The sequence below is a fragment of the Bacillus sp. JJ1122 genome (genome assembly GCF_036964885.1).
Lineage (GTDB): Bacteria > Bacillota > Bacilli > Bacillales > Cytobacillaceae > Mesobacillus.
Genome location: NZ_JBALQL010000022.1, coordinates 100,792 through 103,143 on the forward strand (window position 1 = coordinate 100,792; position 2,352 = coordinate 103,143).

At 39.0% G+C, this 2,352-nt stretch carries 3 protein-coding genes; all 3 read left to right on the top strand.

The annotated features are described in order from the left end of the window. Positions 1 to 235: 235 nt before the first annotated feature. Positions 236 to 643 (top strand): potassium channel family protein, encoded by a 408-nt coding sequence (locus V7201_RS13100; RefSeq protein ID WP_335377185.1) that lies wholly within the window; start codon positions 236 to 238, stop codon positions 641 to 643. 88 nt (positions 644 to 731) lie between these two features. Next, positions 732 to 1,199 carry a thioredoxin-dependent thiol peroxidase gene (gene bcp / locus V7201_RS13105; RefSeq protein ID WP_335377186.1) on the top strand — a complete coding sequence of 156 codons (468 nt, stop codon included), beginning with the start codon at positions 732 to 734 and terminating at the stop codon, positions 1,197 to 1,199. Between the two features lie 141 nt (positions 1,200 to 1,340). Next, the gene (locus tag V7201_RS13110; protein ID WP_335377187.1) at positions 1,341 to 2,207 is read left to right on the top strand and encodes a TetR/AcrR family transcriptional regulator; all 867 of its coding nucleotides are present in this window, start codon (positions 1,341 to 1,343) and stop codon (positions 2,205 to 2,207) included. The last annotated feature ends 145 nt before the right edge of the window (positions 2,208 to 2,352 follow it).

Sequence of the window (2,352 nt, forward strand, 5' to 3'; positions counted from 1 at the left end):
GAAATCAACAGACCTGTTTACTGCCACCCATTATGAAAAAAAATGTAGACAAGCTTGCTATAATCAAGTTTGTCTACAGTCTAGCCGCAGCATTTTTTAAGTGCTGCGTTTTTTTGTTTTACAGATGGTAAAAAATCCGGATCAGTCATTTTTCCCGATGAATGGACTTGCTTGCATACTCTCATATTCCTGAGCGTATAGTTGGAGTGAGAGATGCAGGAAAAGAGGATGGGATATGCATTTTTATCTATCAATGATCATTATCGTTTTATCAATCATCTTAAGTCTTAAGACATTGTTTGTTCCGCAAAAGATTAAAGGCAAACAAGTCTCCCTTGAAAACTTCCTTACTCTGGCCCTTATTTATGCGACGGTGATGGCTGGATTTGGTTTGCTTTATTATTTGCTGGATTTAAGAGGCTTATGGGTGCTGGCAGATGGCAGCATGCGTCTAAGTGTTTCCTCGTATGAAAGAATGGCCACCAGCATGTACTTTAGCGCCATCACATTATTCTCAGTTGGGTACGGGGATATTTCCCCGATTGGGCTCGGCAGGATCATTGCCGTATTAGAAGCCTTGATTGGCTATACAATTCCTGCAGCTTTTGTGACTAGAGCTGTGTTTGATCACAAAAAGGCATAGTCACTGTGATTATGTCTATCTCATTTGTATTCCTGACAAAAATTAGATAGGCTATAAGTAAATAGTAATTTTTTTGGAGGGATACAGAATGTCGTTAGTATTGGGGGAAAAGGCTCCGCATTTCGAATTGCCAGCCAGCAATGGTGAAAATGTAAAACTATCTGATTTTAAAGGCAAGAATGTCGTGCTTTACTTTTACCCGAAAGATATGACTCCTGGCTGTACAACTGAAGCCTGTGATTTCAGGGATCAACACGAAAGCTTTGAAGGGGTGAATGCTGTCATTCTTGGTGTAAGTCCTGATCCAGTTGACAGGCATGAAAAGTTTATTGAAAAACACGGATTGCCTTTTTTGCTTTTAGCGGATGAAAATCACAAAACTGCCGAGGATTATGGTGTCTGGACGTTAAAGAAAAACTTCGGCAAGGAATATATGGGCATTGAACGTTCCACGTTCATTATTGATAAAGAGGGGAACCTTTCAAAGGAATGGCGAAAAGTGAAAGTGAAAGGCCATGTAGAAGAAGCTCTTGAATTTATAAAAGAAAACCTTTAGTTAAAAGGACAGCCGATTGCCAGGCTGTCTTTTTGCTTATTTGACCATAGAAGGAAACTGTATTACGATATGACTGTGCAGTCAAAACTGGTGCTGTGACCAGTCAGTCACATGAATTGAGTATATTGGGGGGGCTTTAAGGTGAAAGAAAAGGAAAAAGCGATCATCGAAGCGGCCATCAAGCTTTATGCAACAAAAGGATTCTCATCAACCTCCATTCAGGAAATTGTGACTGAGAGCGGGATTTCTAAAGGAGCTTTTTATTTATATTTCAAATCTAAGGATGCTTTGCTTATTGCCATTCTTGAATATTACTTTGACCGTATTGAGAAAAATTTAGCGGCTTTTGATCATGAAAATCTGCCTCCTAGAGAAAAGTTCGCTAAGCAGCTGACGGCTTTATTCAATACGATGCTGGAGCATAAAGAATTTATCATCATGCAATCAAGGGAACAGGCAATCCCTTTGAATGATGAAGTAAAAGCACTCATGTTCCGTAAATATCATGAAGGCCATATGTTTTACCAAGAAAGTCTTCGGGCCATATATGGGAAAAAAGCTGAGCAGCATCGCTGGGATTTGTCGTTAATGTTGGAAGGTTTGTTCAACTCTTACATAAAGCTATTGTTTTTCAATCAGGAGAGCTTTCAAAATGAGGAATTGGCCGAGTATATCTTAAGAAGAATGGACTCCTTAGTCGGGGGATTAATAAGTGAGCAGCCAGTAGCGACTGAAGAGAAGATGAAAGATCTCTTCAAAAAGACAAAGGCATTTTTCCTGGACGGAAATGATGATGTTAAGAGCGTGATTGAAAAAATGAAGCAAGGTATTTTGGACATAGATAACAATGAGGATTTAAAAGTATCAATAGAGGTCCTCGAGGGTGAAATCGATAAGGAAACACCGAGACTTCCTGTGATTCAGGGAATGCTGTCCAATTTTAAGGATCAGGCAGCCCTAGAACGTTATTGTGAAGAAATTGCTAAGTACTATCATTTGAAATTTTAATTTTCACCGCCTATTTTTCTCAACACAGGCTATTGTCCATTCATTTTGCTCCAAACTGAATATCATTGTATTAGGGCATACCTCCTCAAACAACTTTAAGCGAGCTGAATAGCTCGCCTTTTTTTATTGTTTAGGAAATTATAAA